At 72.1% G+C, this 19,483-nt stretch carries 19 protein-coding genes; 10 read left to right on the top strand and 9 right to left on the bottom strand.

What is annotated here, in order from left to right:
• Positions 1–66: 66 nt before the first annotated feature.
• Positions 67–807 (top strand): SDR family NAD(P)-dependent oxidoreductase, encoded by a 741-nt coding sequence (locus tag L2C96_RS09525; protein WP_237335883.1) that lies wholly within the window; start codon positions 67–69, stop codon positions 805–807.
• Between the two features lies 1 nt (position 808).
• Here L2C96_RS09525 and L2C96_RS09530 read toward each other — a convergent pair whose 3' ends face one another.
• From L2C96_RS09530 to L2C96_RS09540, 3 genes are read right to left on the bottom strand one after another with little or no spacing between them, the layout of a single operon-like run.
• The gene (locus L2C96_RS09530) at positions 809–1,294 is read right to left on the bottom strand and encodes a cupredoxin domain-containing protein (protein ID WP_020423003.1); all 486 of its coding nucleotides are present in this window, start codon (positions 1,292–1,294) and stop codon (positions 809–811) included.
• 26 nt (positions 1,295–1,320) lie between these two features.
• Positions 1,321–1,971: a response regulator gene (locus tag L2C96_RS09535; protein WP_020423002.1), complete on the bottom strand. Its 651-nt coding sequence runs from the start codon at positions 1,969–1,971 to the stop codon at positions 1,321–1,323.
• Entirely contained in the window at positions 1,968–3,680 is a 1,713-nt protein-coding gene (locus L2C96_RS09540) for a sensor histidine kinase (RefSeq protein WP_237335884.1), read from the bottom strand. Before L2C96_RS09540 ends, L2C96_RS09535 begins: the two co-directional genes overlap by 4 nt.
• A 133-nt stretch (positions 3,681–3,813) precedes the next feature.
• On the opposite strand from L2C96_RS09540, the gene L2C96_RS09545 reads away from it, so the two are divergent.
• A complete protein-coding gene (locus tag L2C96_RS09545; protein WP_027936616.1) occupies positions 3,814–4,506 on the top strand; it encodes an ABC transporter ATP-binding protein in 693 nt (230 codons plus the stop codon).
• Positions 4,503–6,719: an FtsX-like permease family protein gene (locus tag L2C96_RS09550; RefSeq protein WP_237335885.1), complete on the top strand. Its 2,217-nt coding sequence runs from the start codon at positions 4,503–4,505 to the stop codon at positions 6,717–6,719. The genes L2C96_RS09545 and L2C96_RS09550 overlap by 4 nt, the downstream gene beginning before the upstream one ends.
• Before the next feature lie 39 nt (positions 6,720–6,758).
• On the opposite strand, the gene trmB is transcribed toward L2C96_RS09550, so the two are convergent.
• The 4 genes from trmB to L2C96_RS09570 form a co-directional block, all read right to left on the bottom strand.
• Entirely contained in the window at positions 6,759–7,457 is a 699-nt protein-coding gene (trmB, locus tag L2C96_RS09555) for a tRNA (guanosine(46)-N7)-methyltransferase TrmB (RefSeq protein WP_237335886.1), read from the bottom strand.
• Between the two features lie 269 nt (positions 7,458–7,726).
• Positions 7,727–8,290, bottom strand: coding sequence for a hypothetical protein (locus L2C96_RS09560; RefSeq protein ID WP_237335887.1), 564 nt, complete (start codon positions 8,288–8,290; stop codon positions 7,727–7,729).
• 273 nt (positions 8,291–8,563) lie between these two features.
• A complete protein-coding gene (locus L2C96_RS09565) occupies positions 8,564–9,337 on the bottom strand; it encodes an ABC transporter permease (RefSeq protein ID WP_027936614.1) in 774 nt (257 codons plus the stop codon).
• Positions 9,338–9,353: 16 nt separating this feature from the next.
• A complete protein-coding gene (locus tag L2C96_RS09570) occupies positions 9,354–10,286 on the bottom strand; it encodes an ABC transporter ATP-binding protein (RefSeq protein ID WP_237335888.1) in 933 nt (310 codons plus the stop codon).
• 219 nt (positions 10,287–10,505) lie between these two features.
• Between L2C96_RS09570 and L2C96_RS09575 the strand changes: the two genes are divergently transcribed.
• The 3 genes from L2C96_RS09575 (at position 10,506) to L2C96_RS09585 (ending at position 12,280) form a co-directional block, all read left to right on the top strand.
• A complete protein-coding gene (locus L2C96_RS09575) occupies positions 10,506–11,414 on the top strand; it encodes an SDR family NAD(P)-dependent oxidoreductase (protein WP_237335889.1) in 909 nt (302 codons plus the stop codon).
• A gap of 32 nt (positions 11,415–11,446) precedes the next feature.
• A complete protein-coding gene (locus L2C96_RS09580) occupies positions 11,447–11,857 on the top strand; it encodes a hypothetical protein (RefSeq protein WP_237335890.1) in 411 nt (136 codons plus the stop codon).
• A gap of 204 nt (positions 11,858–12,061) precedes the next feature.
• Positions 12,062–12,280 carry a hypothetical protein gene (locus tag L2C96_RS09585; protein WP_237335891.1) on the top strand — a complete coding sequence of 73 codons (219 nt, stop codon included), beginning with the start codon at positions 12,062–12,064 and terminating at the stop codon, positions 12,278–12,280.
• A gap of 237 nt (positions 12,281–12,517) precedes the next feature.
• Here L2C96_RS09585 and L2C96_RS09590 read toward each other — a convergent pair whose 3' ends face one another.
• Complete coding sequence (locus L2C96_RS09590) at positions 12,518–13,171, bottom strand: response regulator (protein WP_020422271.1); 654 nt, start codon at positions 13,169–13,171, stop codon at positions 12,518–12,520.
• Positions 13,168–14,325 carry a sensor histidine kinase gene (locus tag L2C96_RS09595; RefSeq protein WP_425550238.1) on the bottom strand — a complete coding sequence of 386 codons (1,158 nt, stop codon included), beginning with the start codon at positions 14,323–14,325 and terminating at the stop codon, positions 13,168–13,170. The genes L2C96_RS09590 and L2C96_RS09595 overlap by 4 nt, the downstream gene beginning before the upstream one ends.
• A 101-nt stretch (positions 14,326–14,426) precedes the next feature.
• Here L2C96_RS09595 and L2C96_RS09600 point away from each other — a divergent pair, with 101 nt between their 5' ends.
• From L2C96_RS09600 to L2C96_RS09615, 4 genes are all read left to right on the top strand, one after another.
• The gene (locus L2C96_RS09600) at positions 14,427–16,010 is read left to right on the top strand and encodes a dynamin family protein (RefSeq protein WP_237335892.1); all 1,584 of its coding nucleotides are present in this window, start codon (positions 14,427–14,429) and stop codon (positions 16,008–16,010) included.
• A gap of 7 nt (positions 16,011–16,017) precedes the next feature.
• Entirely contained in the window at positions 16,018–16,494 is a 477-nt protein-coding gene (grpE, locus tag L2C96_RS09605; RefSeq protein WP_020422268.1) for a nucleotide exchange factor GrpE, read from the top strand.
• A gap of 9 nt (positions 16,495–16,503) precedes the next feature.
• Positions 16,504–18,339: a dynamin family protein gene (locus tag L2C96_RS09610; RefSeq protein ID WP_020422267.1), complete on the top strand. Its 1,836-nt coding sequence runs from the start codon at positions 16,504–16,506 to the stop codon at positions 18,337–18,339.
• 85 nt (positions 18,340–18,424) lie between these two features.
• Entirely contained in the window at positions 18,425–19,117 is a 693-nt protein-coding gene (locus L2C96_RS09615; protein WP_237335893.1) for a DUF6802 family protein, read from the top strand.
• The last annotated feature ends 366 nt before the right edge of the window (positions 19,118–19,483 follow it).

A 19,483-nucleotide genomic window follows, 5' to 3' on the forward strand; every position in this document is an offset into this window, starting at 1 on the left:
GGGTGCAGCGCTCCCAGGAAGACCGCGCCCTGCCACGGTCCGGCCACCCGGGCCACGGTCGGTGCCATGAGCAAACTCGATCTCACCGGGCGGGTCGCCGTCGTCACCGGCGCGGCGCGCGGCATCGGCCGGGCGTGCGCGGAGTTGCTGCGCTCGCGGGGCGCGCGCCTCGTCGTCACCGATCTGCGGGAGTCCGTGCACGAGCTGGCCGCCGACGACGTGGCGGTGCTGACCGGCGACGTCGCGGACGAGGAACTGGCCCGCGCCACGATGCGGCTTGCGGTGGAGCGGTTCGGGCGGTTGGACGTGCTGGTGAACAACGCCGGGCGGACGCTGAACAAGCCGGTCACCGAAACGAGCGTCGAGGACTTCGAGGCGATCCTGCGGGTCAACGCGCGCGGCAACTTCGTGCAGGCGCGGGAGGCGTTCCGCGTGATGGCGGCCGCCGGTGGCGGGGCCATCGTGTCGATCGCGTCGGTGTCGTCGGTGGTGGCGTTCGAGACGCAGACCGCCTACGCCGCGTCGAAGGGCGCGCTGGCCCAGATGACGCGGGTGCTGGCCATCGAAGGCGGACCGGTGGGGATCCGCTCGAACGCCGTCCTGCCGGGCGTCATCGACACCGACATCATGGAGGGGGTGGTCGACAACGGCCGCGAAATGCTCGCCTCGTTCGGCCCCGCCCACCCCATCGGCCGCATCGGCAAGGCCGACGAGGTCGCCGAAGCGGTGGCGTTCCTGTCCTCCGACGCGGCGAGCTTCGTCACCGGCGCCCTGCTCCCGGTCGACGGCGGCTGGACGGCGCAGTGACTCAGCGCGGCAGCATGGGTTCGAGGCTGGTGGCCAGGTCCTGAGCCGCCGCGCACGCCTCCGCCTGCAGGTCGGCGGAGAGCAGCACGACGGTCGTCGCGGCCGGGGCGTGCCCGGGGACGTCGAGCACGACCTCGCACGTGCCGGGGCCGGTGAACTGGCCGATCAGCGCCTTGCGGCCGTTGACGTCGAGCGGCGCCGCCTCTGCCGGTTCCCCCTGCTCGTGCTCAAGGGCGATGCTCACGGTGCCGTAACCCGGCCTGGACGCGCCGCACTCGTTCCGCACGCCGATCGGCCTGCCCGGCGTGAACCCCTGTCCGGCGAGCAGCTGGTCCAGGACGGCGCAGGCGGCCAGCGGCTCCAGCGGGTCCGCGGTCGGTGCCGCCGTCGTCGGCGCCGGCGTCGGCCTGTCGCTGTCGGTTGTCGAGCAGGCCCCGAGACCGGCCGCCGCGACGACCGAAACCACCCACGCCGCCCTGCGCCCCATGAACGGACAGCCTGCACCCTGCGCGGCTAGTCCACCAGCCCGCTGCGCCACGCCCAGGCCGCGACCTCGACGCGGTTGCGTGCGCCGACCTTGCCCTGCACCGCGGCCAGGTGCGTCTTCACCGTCGACAGGGACATGTACAGCTCGGCGCCGATCTCGGTGTTCGTCAGGCCGCGGGCCGCCGCCTTCACCACGTCCAGCTCACGCGCGGTCAGCGGTTCCTTCGGCGGATCGACCTGCCGCCTGGCGGACGCGCCCTCGAAGTGCTTCAGCAGCCGCACCGTCACCTGCGGCGACACCAGCGCGTCGCCGCGGTGGGCGGCCCGGATCGCTTCGATCAGCAGCGCCGGGCCGGCGTCCTTGAGCAGGAAGCCGCTCGCGCCGTTGCGCAGCGCGGTGTGCACGTACTCGTCCAGGTCGAAGGTCGTCACCACCACGACCTTCAGCGGGTCGGCGACGTCCGGCCCGGCCAGCTGGCGCGTCACCTCCAGCCCGTCCAGCCCGGGCATCCGGATGTCCAGCAGGCACACGTCCGGCCGCAGCTCACGCGCCTTCGTCACCGCCGCGACACCGTCCTCGACGTCGGCGACCACCTCGATGTCGTCCTGCGCGTCGAGGATCATCCGGAACCCCATGCGCACCATGCTCTGGTCGTCGGCGATCAGTACGCGAATCAAGCCTCTTCCTCCACCGGCAACCACGCCTCCACCACCCAGCCCCCGTCCGGCGCCGGGCCCGCGGCGAGCCGGCCGTGCAGCAGCTCGACCCGCTCGCGCATCCCGACGAGACCGTATCCCCCGGAACCTCCGGCCGGACGCGTCACCACTTGGTGTCCGTCGTCGGCCACCCGGATGTGCAGTTCGCCGTCCCGGACCTCGGCCAGCACGCACGCCCGCGTCGCGCCCGCCGCGTGCTTGCCGATGTTCGTCAGGGACTCCTGAACCAGCCGCAGCGCCGAGCGCGCCACCTCCTGCGGCAGGTCCGCGGGCACCCGCACGTCGGCCTCGGTGGGGACGCCGTGGTGCCCGGCCTCGACGAGCCGCCGCAGGTCCGCGTCCAGGTCCATGGTGGCCTGGTCGGTGACCGCCTCCCCGCCCGCGCGCATGCTGCCGACCAGCCGCCGCATCGCGGTCATCGCCTCGGTGCCCGCGGCCTCGATGCGTTCGATGACCTCCAGCGCGACCTTCGGGTTCTGGTCGGCGATCACCTTCGCCGCCTGCGCCTGCACGATGATCCCGGTGACGTGGTGCGCCACCAGGTCGTGCAGTTCCCGCGCCAGCGCCATGCGCTCGGAGTTCTGCGCGTCGGCGACCGCGGCCTCGACCACCTTGCGCCGCTCGGAGTCGCGGGCCCGGAAGTACAGCCCGGCGGCCACCGCGATCCCGAGCACGAGCACCGCGGCGATCACCAGGTCGCGCAGGTCCGACATGTCCGCCCGGCCCCGGCCGCTGACCACCGTGGTGAGCGTGGTGAACGCGACCGCGGCCGACATCAGCGCGATCGCGCCCCACGCCCGCTTCGGCTCGACCGACCGGACCAGCAGGACCACGACGATGATCCCGGCGACGATCTCGGTGAACGGCAACGCGCCGTAGCCCAGCAGGTACTGCCGCGGCGCGATCCACAGCGCAGCCGAGGTGGCGAAGATGATCCCGGCGAGCAGCAAGCCGGCGCGCAGCGGGCGGCGGGTCGCGTACACGGCCGTCGCGGCCGCGGCGAGCGAGCAGGTCAGCGCGGGCAGCGCCCGGATGTTGCTGTCCAGCAGCTGGTACAGCTCCAGGAAGACGGGCAGGCTGAGCGCGCCGATCAGAGGCCACTGCTCGCGCACCAGGTCACGCACCGCGCTCTCCTTGCGCGGCGCCTGCCCGCGCCGGAACTGCAGCCCGGTGAGCACCACGGCGACCAGCAGCACCATGCCGAGCAGCATCGTCTCGCTCAGCCCGCGACTGCCCGAGCCGTTGCGGTAGGCGGTGGCGAACAGGGTGGCGAGCACCAGCGTGGCGGTGCCGATGATGGACTCCGCCCACCGCACCCGCCGCACGCAGAAGAACACCAGCTCCAGCCCGGCGACGGTCTCGCTCAGCGACACGTTGCTCAGCAGCGTCGTATACGCCGCCGCGTCGGTCGCCCGGATCAGGAAGGTCGACGCGAACAACGTCGCGGCGCCCGCGAACACGGCCACCGCGGGCCGCGTCCGCGCCCACAACGCGCACGCGCCCAGCGCGACCATCCCGGGCAGCAGCAGGAGATCCCGGCCCCGCGGCCCAAGCGAGTCCACACTGGCCGGCAGCACCACCGCGAGATCGCACAGGAAGGCGGCGAGCAGCAGGACGCCTTCGAGACCCAGCCATCGCCAGGCCGAGGTCACGCGATCGGAGAACGGCACAACGGAACGGTAGAGGATCCGCGCGCCCCCGCACCTTGGCCGCCCGGCCACCCCGTATCGGCCGATCGGCCGATACGGGCACCCCGCCCCACCTGTGAACCTGCTGTGCGGGAACAACGGAAGGGGAAGGTTCATGACTCCACAAGGGAGTGTCGTGTTGTCCGGGCGGGGGCTCGTCAAGCGGTACGGCGAGCAGGTGGCGCTGGCCGGCGTCGACGTGGACGTCCACGCCGGGGAGGCGCTCGCCGTCGTCGGCCCGTCGGGGTCGGGCAAGACGTCGCTGCTGCACGTGCTGGCCGGGATCCTGCGGCCGGACGGCGGCGAGATCCTGCTGGACGGCAGGCGTGTCGACCAGCTGTCCGAGACCAAGCGCAGCGAGCTGCGGCGCACCGAGTTCGGTTTCGTGTTCCAGCAGGGGATGCTCGTGGCCGAGCTGTCCGCGGAGGAGAACGTGGCGCTGCCGATGCTGCTCGGGGGCGCCAAGCGCCGCGAGGCGATCGGCGCGGCACGGGAGTGGCTGGGCCGGCTCGGGCTGCGGGGCCGGGAGGGGTCCCGCCCCGGTGAGCTGTCCGGCGGCCAGGCGCAGCGGGTCGCGATCGCCCGCGCGCTGACGCACCGGCCGAAGGTGATCTTCGCCGACGAGCCGACCGGCGCGCTGGACACCCGCACCGGCAAGGACACCATGGACGCCCTGCTGGTCGCGGCCTCGGACTCGGGCACGTCGGTGGTCATCGTGACGCACGACGTGGAGCTCGCCGCGTCGCTGCCGCGCACGGTGACCATCCGGGACGGGCGCATCGCGGAGCAGGTGGGGGTGCTGCCGTGAGCCCGGTCCAGCTGGCGTTCAAGGTTCTGCGGGCGGACCGGCGGACCAGGACCGCCACCCTGCTCACCGCGGTGGGGGTCGCGGTGGCCACGGGTCTGGTCCTGTTGCTGCTGAGCCTGCCGTACGCGACGCAGGCCCGCGCCGAGCGCGCGGTGTGGCAGGAGCAGTACGGCTCCCGTGACGGCGGCACGCCGACCCTGTCGATCTCGTCGAGCGCCGACTACTTCGATGGCAGGCGGATCGACCGCGTGGACGTGGCCCAGCTCGCCAACGGGGTCGCGTTGCCCGCCGGGGTGCCGAAGTTCCCGGCGCCCGGCGAGGTGCTGGTGTCGCCGGAGTTGTACCAGGCGATGAACCGGCTGCCCGCCTCGCAGCTGGCCGACCGGTTCCCCGGCAAGGTGGTGGGCACCCTCGGCGAGGACGCCCTGCGGTTCCCGGACCAGCTCGTCGCGCTGGTCGGGCACACCCCGGAGACGATGCCGGCGAACGCGAACGAGCGGAACGGGTTCGTGCCGCCGTCGGAGGCGAGGGTGGACGCGCTGCTCACCCTGCTGGCCGGGGTCGGGGTCGTGGTGCTGCTGGTGCCGAGCCTGGTGCTGGTGGCCTCCTCGGCGCGGCTCATCGCGGCCCGCCGCGAGCAGCGGCTGGCGGCCCTGCGCCTGGCCGGCGCGACACCGGGACAGGTCGTGTCGATCACCGCGGCCGAGACCGGGATCGCCGCGGTCACGGGCGCGCTGCTCGGCTGGGCGATCAGCCCGCTGCTGTGGTCGCTGGCCCGGCTGGTGCCGTGGGACGGCGGCACCTGGCTCGCCGGTGACTTCCGCGTGCCGATCGGGCTGACCGTGTTCGTGCTGGTCGCGGTGCCCGCGCTGGTGCTGCTGGCCGCCGTGCTCGGGCTGCGGCGGGTGGTGAGCAACCCGGTCGGGGCGGTCGTGCAGCACACGCCGAAGCCGTTGCGTTGGTGGCGCCTGCTCTCGCTGCCGGCGACCGCGTTGTTCTTCTTCTTCGCGATCGAGCAGGGCGACGACGTCAACCTGATCCTGCTCGGGCTCGCGCTGATGATCGCCTCGGCGATGCTGGTAGGGCCGTACGTGACGGCGGTGATCGGCGGGTTCTTCGTGAGCCGCTGGCGCAAGCCGTCCGCGTTGCTGGCCGGGCGCCGGCTGCGCAACGACCCGCGCGGCGCCTACCGCGCTTCGGCCGGGGTCGTGCTCGCCGTGTTCACCGGGTCGATGGCGCTGACGCTGATGCCCAGCTTCGACGCGATGACCGGTGGCGGCGGGACCTACCGCGACTCGGTGCTGTCGGTGGACACCTCCGGGGAACGGGCGGGGACGATCGCCGCACAGGCCAACGCGACGCTGGAGCGCTACAACCTGCCCGCCCGCGCGGTGTCGATGCCGGAGGTGACGCTGAAGTCGGTGAACGGCTCCACCTACACCGGCGTGGTCGTCCCCTGCGCGGACGCGGTCAAGGTCTTCCGCGTGCAGGCCGCCTGCACCGGGCCGGGGATCTACAGCACCCACGACCTGGAGCTCGGCGGCTTCCGGGTGGCAGGCGACTACGACGCCGAAGGCGTGCCGTTCGCCGCGGGCACCGCGGTCAAGCCGATGACGCAGACCGACGACGACGGGTACGCGCCGCTGATCATCGACCCGGCCGTCATGCCGGCCGGAGTGGTGCCGTCGTACTCGCGGGTCGCCGTCGACACCACGCCGGCCGACCGCGAGCTGGTGCGCACCGCGCTGGTCGGCGCGGCCGGCGGCGAAAGCGTGTACAGCCGGGAGCTGTACCTGGACGGCCAGCGCGACCAGCTGGACGACCTGCGGCGCGTCACCGTCATCGGGGTGACGGTCGCGGCGATCCTGGCCGGGTGCAGCGCGGCGATCGCGACCGCCGGATCGGTGATGGACCGGCGCCGCACGTTCGGGGCGCTGATGGCGGCCGGCACGCCGACCCGGGTGCTGTCCAGGGCGCTGCGGATGGAGGCCGCGCTGCCCGCGCTGGTCGCCACGATCGGGTCCGGGCTGCTGGGAATGATCGCGGGCCTCGGGTTGTTCTCGATCATTCAGGAATCCCAGAACGCCTCGGCGGTGATCAGCCCGTGGCTGGTCGCGCCGGTGGTGCTCGGGTTCGCCGTGGCGGTGCTCGCCGCGTCGGTCTGCACCCCGGCCCTGAACCGGGTGCGCGCGGAACCGCTGGCCGACGAATGAGCTGGTCCGGCCGCCCCTCGTCGGGGGAGGGGCGGCCGGTCAGCCCACGCGTTCGAAGATCAGGTCCCGGCTGATCCGGCCCTCCTGGTCGGCCCGATGCTCGAACTTGGTGACGGGCCGCCAGCTCGGCCGCGGCGCCCAGTCGTCGAAGCGGTTGCGCAGCGCGGGCTCGGCGGAGCACACCTCGAGCATCTGCTCGGCGTAGTGCTCCCAGTCGGTGGCCATGTGCAGGATCCCGCCCGGCGCCAGCCGCGACGCCACCAGCTTGACGAAGTCCGGCTGCACCAGCCGGCGCTTGTGGTGGCGCTTCTTCGGCCACGGGTCCGGGAAGAAGATCCGCACCCCGGACAGCGAGTCCGGCTCGATGTGCTCCTTCAGCGCGATCACCGCGTCGCCGTGCAGCAGGCGCAGGTTCTCCAGGCCGAGCCGCTCGGCGCGCAGCATCAGCTGCCCGAGACCGGCCTCGTACACCTCGACCGCGACGTAGTTGACCTCCGGCTCGGCGGCCGCGAGCTGCGCGGTCGTCTCACCCATGCCGGAACCGATCTCCAGCAGCACCGGAGCCGGGCGGCCGAACCACCCGGCGAAGTCGATCGGACCGGGCGGCAGGTCGGCCACCCTGCGCCCGATGTCCGCCCACTGGCGCTCCCAGGCACGCTGCTGGCCGACCGTCATCCGGCCGCCACGCTGCACGTATGAAACGACACTCCGCAGGCGGGGTTCGTGCTCGCTCTCCACCCGCCCAAGTTAGCTGCCGTCCCTGATGCGGCCTGCGTGGCGGTGCGGGTAGCGGCCCCTCCCGCCAGCCCGCCACCGCCCTCAACGGACACGCTTACGCGTGACAGCCTCGGTCAAGGCGGCCCCTGGCTGCGGGATCGCCTCCTCATGAATCCCCGACCACCACCCCTGGTGGACGCGCTCCGCGCGGCTATGCCCGTTCAAACCCGCGGCGGTGCCGGCTGCCCGAGTGGTGCAAGCGGCTCCGCCACTTCTCCAGAGGAAAGCCCCTAGCGGACGGCCTCGAACTCCCCCAACCGGGAGCGCAGGCCGCCGACCCCGTTCACGGCGATCGGCGACGGCGTCGTGCCGGTGTGGGCCGGCAACACGTCGATCCACCCGTCGTGGCGGCTGGTGGTCAGGATCGTGGTGGGGATCTTGTGCCCGGAGCGCCCGTTCTCCGACGGCATGAACTCCCAGTACCCGGATTCGCCGTCCGCGGCCCACGGCACGTACTCCCAGCCGGGGCGCCGGGACAGCAGCTGCGCCACCCGGTCCTCGATGCGGAAACCGGTCTCCCGCGAGTCCAGCCTGCCCTCCGCGAGGGCCCGCAGCCACCAGGGCGCCGGGATCATCTCGCCCCGGGCGCTCACGGCGCGGAACAACGCCAGCACTTCGGCTTCGGCGGCGCGGTGGATCCACGCGCGCCGGATCTCCGCCGGTCTCGTCGCGGTGGCCACGATCCGGGGCAACTCCACGGCCTGCGACCATTCGAGCGCGTCGAGCGGTTCCAGAGCGGGCGGATGCGCGACGGCGCGCGGGGCGGCGATTTCCTGATCAATATCCACCGTCAAGGGTCACCTCCGTGGAGTCGCCTGACGTGGTGATTCCAGAATGCCTGGTCAGAGGCGGTGCGTCCGCTTCCTGTGAGGGCGACCACAGGTGCTTTACGCGGTATTAACCCAGGGGTCGTAACAGCATCATCCGATTAATCGATTCGACCTTTCCGAAGGTCGCCGGATGCACTACAGGCGAAGGCCCGGGCCACCCCCCGAATTCGGTGGCCCGGGCCGTTCTTCTTCCCCGTGCTCCGGTCCCCACCGGAGCGTTCCTGTGGTGGTCTTCGCTCAGGCGTCGCGCTTGCGAGCCGTGGCGACCGCGATGGCCAGCAGCCCGACGGCGACCGCCGCGAAGTAGGCCAGCGACCAGCCCTGCGACAGCACCGCGGTGGACATCGGCGCGCCCGCGTCGACGTTGCGGCCCATGTTCGACGCGCCGTCGCCGGTGAGGAACTTGTTGGCGACGTTGAACGGCAGCCACTGGTAGATGTCGTCGCCGATGCTCGGGATGAGCCGGATCAGGTCCTCGACCGCGAGCGCGTAGATCAGCAGCAGCGCGATGGCGCCGGCGCTGTGGCGGAGCAGGATGCCCACGGCCACCGCGATCACCGCGGCGAGCGCGTAGACCGCGCCGACCCCGGCCACGTTGATCCAGTCTGCGCCGGTGTCCAGCGCGAGCGGGGCGTTCGGCTTGAGCAGCAGCGCCAGCGCCCACGAGCCGAACGCGCTCAGCTCGCCGATGACCAGTGCGACCAGTGCGACCACTGTCGTCTTCGCGACCAGTGCGGCGGCCCGGTTGGGCACCGCCTGGAAGGTCGTGCGGATCGTGCCGAAGCGGTACTCGGTGGTGACCGCGAGAGCGGCCAGCACCATGATCACGGCCATGCCGAAGCTGTAGCCGAACTGGGTCGAGGCGACGGTGGCGGTGAACTCGCCCCCGTCGTCGGCGTTGCCGACGACCAGGGCGGAGAACCCGATCGTGGTGGCCAGGGCCACCAGTGCGCACCACCACGGCGAGCGGGTGGTGAACAGTTTCATCCGTTCCACGGCAAGCAAAGTCATGATGTTCGCGTCTCCCCTAGTTCGCCGGCTCGAGAGCGTGCCGGGCTTCGGTCTCCAGACCGGTGTGGTACTCCACGGAATCGCCCGTGATCTGCATGAACGCCTGCTCCAGCGAACCCGTCTGCGGGCTCAGCTCGTGCAGCACGATGCCGTTGCTCGCGGCCAGCTCGCCGATCTTGTCGCTGTCCAAACCGGACACCAGGATGCCGTCGTCGGTGTCGGTGGCGCTGTCGGCGGGCAGCAGCGAGCGCAGCTTCGCCAGCTGCGGGCTGCGCACCTTGACGGTGTTCTCGCTGGCCCTGGCCACGAACTCCTTCGTGGTGCTCTGCGAGATCAGCTTGCCCTTGCCGATGACCACGAGGTTGGAGGCGGTCAGCGCCATCTCCGACAGCAGGTGGCTGGAGACGAAGACGGTGCGGCCCTCGTCGGCGAGGCGGTGCATGAACTTGCGGATCCAGAGGATGCCCTCCGGGTCGAGGCCGTTGACCGGCTCGTCGAACAGCAGCACCTCCGGGTCGCCGAGCAGTGCCGCGGCGATCCCCAGCCGCTGCGACATGCCCAGCGAGAACCCGCCTGCGCGCTTGCCCGCGACGCTGGTCAGGCCGACGATGTCCAGCACCTCTTCGACGCGGCGCGCCGGGATGTGGTTGGACTTCGCCATCCAGGCCAGGTGCGCTCGCGCCGAGCGGTTCGGGTGCACCCACTTGGCGTCGAGCAGCGCGCCGACGGTCCGAAGTGGATTCTTCAGTTCCGTGTAACGCTTTCCGCCGATGGTCACCTGGCCGCTCGTCGGATTGTCCAGGCCCAGGATCATCCGCATGGTGGTCGATTTCCCGGCGCCGTTCGGACCGAGGAAACCGGTCACCTCGCCGGGGGCGACGTCGAATGACAGATCGTTGACGGCGAGCGTTTTTCCGTAGTGTTTGGTGAGGCCCCGTGCCTCTATCATGGTTGCTCCCCTGTGCTGGTCAAAAGCCTGTTGTTCCCCGTGCGGCTCTCATGCTGACCGATCGGGGCACGCGTGCGCGTCATCCTGTGGTTCGAACTTCCCACCCGACTGCGGTAGTAGCCTCCCGCGATTCGCGTGCGCACGGGATCGGTGATGACCCTGAATCGCCCCTGAGCTTCGGGGCCCGATTTTGTCGGGGTCGGGCGTTATCGTGCCCGCATGACGGCGAAGACGGTGCTGGTGACGGGCGCGACCAGGGGGTGCGGTCGCGCGATCGCGGTGGAGCTCGGCCGGGGTGGGGCGACGGTGTACGTCACCGGACGTACGACCCGCGAGTCGTCGTCGCCGATGAAGCGGTCGGAGACGATCGAGGAGACGGCCGAGCTGGTGGACGCGGCGGGCGGCCGGGGCGTTCCGGTGCGGTGCGACTTCACGTCGGTGGCGGACGTGGACGCGCTGCGGGACCGGGTCGAGGCGGAGTCCGGCGGCCTGGACGTCCTGGTCGACGACGTCTGGGGTGGTGACCCGTTCGTCGACTTCGAGCGGCCGTACTGGGAGTCCAGCCTGGACGACGCGCTGACCCTGGTGCACAACGCGCTGGACACACACCTGATCGCGCTGCACCGGCTGTTGCCGCTGGTGGTGCGGCGCCTCGGCGGTTTCGTGATCGAGGTGACCGACGGCGACGACGACGAGTACGTGGGCGCGGGCATCCCGTACTACCTGGCGAAGTGCGGGGTGCGGGCGCTCGGCAGGGCGCTGGGCGCGGAGCTGGCGGCGAAGGGGTGCGTCGGCCTGTCGGTCACGCCCGGTTTCCTCCGCTCCGAGGCGATGCTGGACCTGTTCGGCGTCGCGGAGCCGAACTGGCGCGACGCGGTGACCGGCGCGGGCGGCCCGGACTTCGCGATCTCGGAGACGCCGTACTACCTGGCGCGTGGGGTGGCCGCGCTGGTGAACGACCCGGACGCGGCCCGTTTCGCCGGCCGCACGCTCGCCTCGTGGACGCTCATGCACGAGTACGACGTCACCGACGTGGACGGCACCCGGCCGGACTGGGGCCGCTGGTACGCGGAGGTCCACAAGGCGGGCCGCAACCCGGCGGAGGTGGACCCGGCCCCCTACCGGTGAGAGGATGACCGGCATGACGACCAGAAAGGGCCATGCCGCGTAGGCGCCCCGCACAGCTGCGCACCGGCCGGACGACCTGGCCGGAGCACCGCCGCATCCCGCAGGTCGGCGGGGTCTCCGCGGGCACCCTGCGCGCGATCGCCCACCTGGAACGCACCCGGCTGCACCCAGGCGCTGTCGCCGAGGCGGTGGCCGGCTGGTCCCGGTTCGTGCACGGCGCGGCCCGGCGCTTCGACGGCTACGCCCCCGAAGACTGCCCCTGCCCCGGCTGCCAGTGGGACGACCCGGTCGTGCGCCGGAAGACGCTGGCGGCGGTGCTGGCCGCACTGCCCGGTAGGGCGGCGCGTGAGCTGCGGTCCGTCCTCCGCCCTCTGGACGAGCGTTATCTGGCGCGCGCGGTGGCTGATCCGGAGTCGTATCGCGTGCGAGTGCTGCTCTTGTGACGCCACAGGCCGGAACCGTCGAGGACTGCCGCTCGGCGGGGCTGCCAGTCGAGTGGCGCGGTCGCGCGTCGGAAGGGGTGGCGGCGGTGCTGGCCGCACTGCCCCGTAAGGCGGCGCGTGAGCTGCGGTCCGCCCTCTGGACGAGCGCTACCTGGCGCGCACCGTCGCTGGTTCGGAGACGCATCGCCTGCGAGCGCTGCTCCTGTGACGCCACAGGCCGGAACCGTCGAGGACTGCCGCTCGGCGGGGCTGCCAGTCGAGTGGCGCGGTCGCGCGTCGGAAGGGGTGGTGGCGGTGCTGGCCGCACTGCCCCACAAGGCCGCGCGTGAGCTGCGGTCCGTCCTCCGCCCTCTGGACGAGCGCTACCTGGCGCGCGCGGTGGCCGACCTGGAGTTGTATCGCCTGCGGGTGCTGCTCTTCTGACGCCTCAGGCCGCACCGCCGACGGCTGTCCACGGCGGCGACCCACGCGCCGCCCACGCCGGAACCCGATGGCCACCTCGCGCGTGGCCGGCCGCCTCAGTGCGGCCACCGGCACGCCGGGGGGTCGCGAGCCGGAGCCGGCTCCGCCGCGCTGGCCCGGACGCGGGCGGCGCCACCCGGCGCCCAACGGCAAGCGATCGGTCGCCCCGAGCCAGGTGCCCCGCCGGGGCCGCCTCGCTCAGGCCAACCCGGGCCGGATCAACCCCGTCTCGTAGGCCAGCACCACCGCCTGCACGCGGTCCCGCAGTCCGAGCTTCGCCAGGATCCGTCCCACGTGCGTCTTCACCGTCGCCTCGGAGAGGAACAGCTTTTCCGCTATCTCCACATTGGACAGGCCCTTCGCGATGAGCACCAGCACCTCCCGCTCCCGCTCGGTCAGCACGTTCAGCTCGGCCTCGTCGCGCAGGGGGCCGCCGCCGCTCATGAAACGGTCCAGCAGCCGCCGCGTCACCGACGGCGACACCACGGCGTCCCCGGACGCCACCGACCGCAGCGCCGACACCAGGTGGTCCGGCGGCGTGTCCTTCAGCAGGAACCCGCTGGCCCCGTTCTGCAGCGCCGCGTACACGTACTCGTCCAGGTCGAAGGTCGTCATCACCAGCACCCGCGACGTGCCGGCCTCGACGATCCGCTTCGTCGCCTCCACCCCGTCCATCACCGGCATCCGCACGTCCATCAACACGACGTCCGGCCGCAGCGAACCGGCCAGTGACACCGCGTCCGCGCCGTTGCCCGCCTCGCCGACCAGGTCGATGTCGTCCTGCGCGCCCAGCACCATGCGGAACCCGACCCGCATCAGCTCCTGGTCGTCGACCACCACCACGCGGATCACGGGTCGAGCCTCACCGGGAAGCTCGCGTGCACCCGCCAGCCACCGCCCGGCCGCGGCCCCACCTGCAAAATCCCGCCGAACAGGTGCGCCCGTTCGCGCATCCCGATCACCCCGTTGCCTCCCGGCAGGTCCGGCCCGGGCACCAGCTCCCGCGCCTTCCCGGCCCCGTCGTCCACGATCTCCACGTCCACCAGGTTCTCGGTCCGCCGCACCCGCACCTCCGCCCGGGCCCCCTGACCGGCGTGCTTGAGCGTGTTGGTCAGCGACTCCTGCACGATCCGGTACACGCCGAGCGACACCCCGGCAGGCAGTTCGGCGAGCGACCCGTCGATCGACAACTCCACCGGCACCCCCGCGGTCCGCACCCGCTCCGCCAGGTCGGCCAGCGACTCCGCGGTCGGCTGCGGGATGCGCGGCTCCCCGGCCACCTCTTCGTTGCGCAGCACCTGCAGCAGCCGCCGCAGCTCGGTCAGCGCCTGCCTGCCCGTCTCGGAGATCGTGCGCACCGCCCGCTCGGCCAGCTCCGGGTTGGACCGCAGCGCGTAGGACGCCCCGTCGGCCTGCACCACGATCACGCTCACCGCGTGGGCGACCACGTCGTGCAGCTCCCGCGCGATCCGCCCGCGCTCCTCGGCCACCGCGATCCGCCCGGCCTGGTCGCGTTCGGTCTCCAGCAGGTGCAGCCGCGCCTCCATCTCCGCGTGGTAGGCCCGGCGCGCGCCGACGAACTCGCCGAGCACCCAGCACAACGCGAAGATCAGCCCGATGAACAGCAGCGGCGCCCAGCCCTGCGGCGACCAGCCGGCCCACATCTGCACCACGCTGATCACGGCCTGCGCGGCCAGGTACAGCGCGGCCTGCCGCCGCCCGACGTAGACGACCACCGTGTACAGCGCCACGCAGCTCGCCGTCGCGCTGCCGACCCCCAGCTCCAGCGCGCTGTGCGGCACTGTCATCAGCAGGATCACGTAGGCGGTGACCACCGGGTACTTCCGGCGGAACGCCACCGGCCCCACCATCGCGAGGTCCAGCGGGATCGCCACGTACCACCGCTGACCCTCGCTGGGCTCGGCCCGCGCGACCAGGAACAACAGATCCATGAGCAGCAGCAACACGGCGAGCAGGACGTCCCCGACCATCGGGTGCGCCCGCATCCACAAGCTCAGTCGCCGCACACCGTTCACCCTAGGTCGGCGGCGGTCCACTCCGCGTCATCCCGAGGTATCACCGCACGTGGGACTTCGGGCCGAGCTTCATGGCAGGATTCGGGGGCACAACGCAGGCACCGGGAGGGGGCGACGTGACGGCGACGACGGATCAGGGCCGCCTGGCCGGTCCGCTGTCGGTGTCGGTGGCCAACCTCTGCCGCCGCCTGCAGCCGCAGGTTTCCGCCCGCACCGCCGCCGGGTTCGCCGAGGTGCTGCGCCGCCTCGGCGCGCCGCTGCAGGTCGCGGTCGCCGGGCGCATCAAGTCCGGCAAGTCGACGCTGGTCAACGCGCTGATCGGGCGGCGGGTCGCGCCGACCGACGTGGGCGAGTGCACCCGCCTGGTGACCCGCTTCCAGTACGGCACGGTCGACCGCATCGAAGTGGTCTTCGCCGGCGGACACAAGCAGGTGCTGCCGTTCGCGCCGGACGGGTCCATCCCGGCCGAGCTGGGCGTGGACATCAGCAAGGTCTCGCACATCGAGGCGTACCTGACCAGCGCGGTCCTGCAGGAGATGACCGTCATCGACACCCCCGGCCTCGGCTCGCTGGACGCCGCGTCGGTGTCGCGCACCGAGCAGTTGCTGGGCGCGGCCCACGCCGAAGAAGGCGGCGACGAGCTGGACGAGACCTCGCGCAACGCGGTCGCCGGCGCGGAGGCCGTCCTCTACGTCGTGACCCAGGGCGTGCGCGCGGACGACCAGCAGGCGCTCGCCGCGTTCACCGCCGCGACCGCGAGCCGCGAGGCCGGCCCGGTCAACGCGATCGCCGTGCTGAACAAGGCCGACACCATCCCGCCGGAGTCCGTCGAGGGTTCCGGCGGCGACGTGTGGCGGGCCGCGTCGATCCTCGCCGAGAAGCAAGGTCTGCTGCTCAAGCCGCGGGTCGCCGACGTGCTGCCGGTGATCGGGCTGATCGCCGAGTCGGCCGAGTCGGGCAACTTCACCTCCGCCGACGCCGACGCGCTGCGCCAGCTGGCCGCTCTGGACGACGCGACGCTGGAGACCATGCTGATGGCGGCCGACATCTTCACCAGCTGGGACTGCGACGTCCCGGCAGGCACCCGCCTGCGGCTGCTGGAGAAGCTCGACCTCTACGGCATCCGCCGCGCCATCGACGCGATCCGCGCCGACTCGGCGATCACCGCGGGCGCCCTGCGCAGGCTGCTGCTCAGCGCCTCCGGTCTGGACGCCGTCCGCGCCCGGCTGAACACGGTCTTCGCCGCCCGCGCGGACGGGATCAAGGCCGCCGCCGCGCTCGCGTCGGTCACCGCGCTGGCGCACGCTTCCGGCGACCCGGCCGAGCGGCAGCGCGTGCACGACGCCATCGAGGTGCTGCTCGCCAAGCCCGAGGCGCACCAGCTGCGCCTGCTGGAGGCGCTCACGCTGGTCGTGGCCGGCGCGGTCGACATGCCCGAGGACCTGGCCGAAGAGGTCCTGCGGGTGGGCAGCAACGCCGACATCGACGAGCAGCTGGGCCTGCCCGGCGCGTCCCGGCCGGAGCTCGCCGCGCACGCGCTGGAGCGCGCCGGCTGGTGGCGGTCGTTCGCGTCCTTCGGCGCGACGCCCGCGCAGAGCCGGGTCGCGCACGTCGTGCACCGGGCGTACTTCCTCATCTGGCAGCAGCTGAGATGAACGAGGGGTGGTGAGCGTGGCTTCCTGGTTCCGGCGCCGGTCCGCGGACGACTCCCCGACCGGGCAGATCCCCGGCGCGCAACTGGCGAAGATCATCGACGAAGTCGAGGGAACCACAGCGGCGCAACCCCCGTCCAACACCGATGTGAACCGTGTATCCGATCTGGCCGCCGCCGGCCCGGAAGCGCTGGAGCAGGCGCGGGCCGACCGGCAGGAGCTGATCCAGCTCTGCCTCTACGCCCTGGACCGGGCGCGCAGCGGGGGCGTGGTCGAGCGCCTCGAACAAGGGCTGGCCCGCGTCGGGGTGGAGGCGGTGCGGCCGGACGGGCAGCGGTTCGACCCGTCCGTGCACGAGGCAGGCGGCGCGATCAAGACCGACGACCCGGCGCTGGACGGCGTGGTCGCCGAGACCGAGGTCGTCGGGTTCACCGACGGCGGCCGCCTGCTGCGCGCGCCCGTCGTGACGGTCTACACGAAGCGCTAAGGTCCGGTCGTGACCGCTCCGCCGCTCTCGTCCCTGCCCAACCAGGTCAAGCAGGCCCGCGAAGCACTGCTGACCCTGCTGCGGGAGAACGACCCGAAGGCGGCGGCGTGGGTCGAGGAGGTCCGCCGGTCGCGGCCGAAGAAGCCGCAGGTGGTGGTGGTCGGCGAGACCAACCGCGGCAAGAGTTCCCTGGTCAACGCGCTGCTGGCGACCCCAGGTCTGTCCCCGGTGGACGCCGACGTCGCCACCGCCGGCTACCTCGTCTTCGACCACGCCCCGGAGTGGGGCGCGCAGGCCTGCTACCCCGGTCAGCTCGCGCCGGTCGCCGTGCCGCTGCCTGAACTCGTTCGCTGGGTCTCGGCCGCGCACGAGCTGCCCGACGGCCAGCTGCCGCCGCGGTACGTCGAGGTCACCGGTCCCGTCCCGATCCTGGAGCGAGTGTCGCTGGTGGACACCCCCGGGGTCGGCGGGCTCGATTCGATGCACGGCGAGCTGGCCGCCGAAGCCGCGGCGAACGCGACCGCGCTGCTGTTCGTCGTCGACGCCTCGGCCCCGTTCACCGCCGGTGAGCTGGAGTTCCTGCGCCGCGTCGGCGATCGCGTGGAGACCGTGGTGTTCGCACTGTCCAAAACGGACGCCTTCCGCGGCTGGCGCGAGGTGCTGGAGGCCGACCGGCGGCTGCTGGCCGAGCACGCGCCGCGCTTCGCCGACGCGGTGTTCCACCCGGTGTCGGCGCGGATGTTCGAGATGGCCGCGAAGGCGCCGAACGAGCAGGCCGCGGTGATGCTGCGGGAGCGGTCTGGTGTGATCGAACTGCAGGCCGCGCTGCAGGAACTCGTCGTCGGCCGGTCGGCGATGCTCGGCGAGGCGAACACGCTGCGGGCGCTGTCCAGCGCGCTCGGCGAGGTGCACGCCGGGCTGCTGGCCGAGCAGCGGGCCCTGTCCTCCGGCGAGGCCGAGGCGGAGCGGTTGCGTGAGCGGCGCGACGAGCTGGCGGCCGAGCGCAAGACGTCCACCCGCGGCTGGCAGCTCAAGCTGCGCGGCGAGATCCAGCGGGCCAGGGTCGACCTCGGCCACGAAACCAGCCGCCAGGTCCGGGACGCCCAGTCCTACTTCCGCGCCCAGATCGACAACGCCAAGCGCGACCAGCTGACCCAGCTGCCGCAGCAGGTGGACGCGGCGCTGCAGATGATCTCCCAGCGCGTGTCGGCGACGATGGCGCAGCGGTTGAACCGGGTCACCGAGATCGCGCTGGCCGAGCTGTTCGCGCCGGAGGAGCTGGACGTGATCCGCTCGCAGTTCCTGCGCGCGGGCGGCCCGCAGGTGGTGCTGCGGCCGCCGGACCGCAAGCCGTCCACGCCCGAGGACAAGCTGCTCATCTTCATGGGGATCTCCGGTGGCGTCGGGGCGGGCAAGATCGCCGCGCTGCCGCTGGCCGGGGTCGCCCTGCTCAACCCGGTGGTGCTGCCCGCGACGATCGTCGTCGGCCTCGGCGCGGGCTGGTGGATGGCCCGCACCCGGCGGCACGCGGCGGACAAGCAGCACCTCAAGCAGTGGCTGGTCGAGTCGATCGCCGAGGCGCGTTCGATCCTCGACCAGCTGGTGGCCGAGCAGCTCATCGAGGCCGAACAGCAGCTGTCGCTGGCGCTCGACGAGGCGCTGTCCCGCCGGATCGACGCCATCGAGGCCGAACTCAAGCAGGTCGACAAGTCGATCAAAATGGGCGCGCAGGAGCGGGCGAAGAAGCTGGCCGCGGTGAGCCGGAAGCTCAAGGAGACCGGTGACGGCCGTGATCGGGCCGAGACCCTGCTCGGGCGCATCCGCACCCTGCGTGAGCAGGCCTGAGAGGGTCGGTTGTGCCGGGGAACCGAACCGGCCTAACGTGAGTCAAAGCGTGTGACTTCATTGGTGTGAGATTGGGGAGTTCGGCGTGTGGATCGATGAGACCGGCGGGGTTGAGCCCACCGACGCCACGACCTCCGACGGTGACCTGGAGATCACGGTCGACGGGCAGACCTACACGGCCGAAGAGAACATGGACCTCAACCACGACGGGGTCAACGAGACGGTCCGCCTCGACAACGCCGACGGCACGATCACCGCGTACGTCGACACCGACGACGACGGGCGCGCCGACCAGTACGTGCACACCGACACCGAGGGCAACGTCGTCGACCTGGCCCGCTACGACGAGACGACCGGCGACTGGGTCGCCGACCACGACTCCGAGGCGGGCGAGCCGGACGCCACCGAGACCGGCCGCGCGGGCGAGATCACGGCGGACATGTCCGACGGCACCGTCGAGGTCGGCCCGGCCACTGTGGACAGCGACAACGACGGCACCGCCGACAGCGCGGTTGTCACCGACGACCAGGGCAACACGCGGGTCTTCACCGACGTCGACGGCGACGGCCAGGCCGACGTCCAGACGATCATCACGCCCGAGGGCGAGACGACCACGTACCAGCACACCGGCCCCGGCGAGTGGACCGAGACGACGAACGGTTTCACCGCCGAGGTGCCGCCGGACAGCGACCAGCTGTGGGGCGGCAGCGGCGCACAGGCCGTCGAAGGGGTCGCGAAGATCGACTCCGGCACCGGGCAGTGGATCTCCCAGAACTGACGGCCGCGGAACCGAACTTCCCTGAACTGACCGGTAACCACGGCGAAATCAGGCCCCGATCGTCCCTCGCGGACGGCGGGGCCTGATCGCGTTTCCGGGCAAATCACCCACCCCCGGATATCGGCGAGATCACGCGCAAGCCGAAGAACTTTCTCCGCTACGCCGGTTCAGCGATATCTGAATCGATTCCCTGATCGTTCTTGTGAGAGAACCGACAGGTCAGGCCTCGGTTACCGGCCGTCCATCCGGCTACCCTCGGGGAATCCCAGTATTTCCAGCACACCGGTAGGGCAGCCGGTGTGCGAAGCCATTCGGTCGCCGGCGACGGAGCGCTTCCCCGGACTCACTGTCCGGGGTCGTGCTCCT

Origin of the sequence: Amycolatopsis tucumanensis (genome assembly GCF_021654135.1) — a bacterium.
Lineage (GTDB): Bacteria > Actinomycetota > Actinomycetes > Mycobacteriales > Pseudonocardiaceae > Amycolatopsis_E > Amycolatopsis_E tucumanensis.